The organism is Paraburkholderia atlantica, assembly GCF_009362785.1.
In the GTDB taxonomy this organism is placed as follows: domain Bacteria; phylum Pseudomonadota; class Gammaproteobacteria; order Burkholderiales; family Burkholderiaceae; genus Paraburkholderia; species Paraburkholderia atlantica.
On record NZ_WHNQ01000229.1, the window covers coordinates 1 to 662 of the forward strand.

Genomic DNA, 662 nt, shown 5'->3' on the forward strand with positions numbered 1-662 from the left:
TCGCATCGAGCCGGGCGAGGTGGCCGCGCACCTGTGCGGACATGCGTGGGTGCGCGAGGCGGTGGTGGTGGCGCGCGAGGAGCGGGCCGGCGAGCCGCAGCTGGTGGCGTATGTGGTGGCCGCAGAGGAGGCGCAGGAAGCGCAGCTTGCGGCGACGCTGCGCGCGCATCTGGTGGGGCAGCTGCCGGACTACATGGTGCCGGCGGCGTTCGTGCCGCTGGCGGAGTTGCCGCTGACGGTGAACGGCAAGCTCGACCGCAAGGCACTGCCCGCGCCGGCTGACGATGCGTATGCGCGGACGACCTATGAGGCGCCGCAGGGCGCAGTCGAAACGGCGCTGGCAGAGATCTGGGCCGAGCTTCTAGGTCTGGAGCGGGTCGGTCGGCATGACCACTTCTTCGAGCTGGGCGGTCATTCGCTGCTGGCCGTGCAACTGATGGAGCGGCTGCGGCAGCGCTCGCTGGGGATGGAGGTGCGCACGCTGTTCGCGCGGCCGGTGCTGGCCGATCTGGCGGCCAGCGTGGGGCGCCATCAGGAGGTCGCGGTCCCCGCCAACCTGATTACCGCGCACAGTACGGCGATCACCCCCGGGATGCTGCCGCTCATCGGGCTGAGCCAGGCGGAGATCGACCGGGTGGTGGCCACGGTGCCCGGAGGGCTGG

General features: G+C 71.6%; 1 protein-coding gene. It reads left to right on the forward strand.

The window, feature by feature from the left end; translation table 11 throughout:
- Positions 1 to 662: phosphopantetheine-binding protein (locus GCT19_RS45195; protein WP_152855128.1), on the forward strand; the 662-nt coding region annotated here is incomplete at both ends.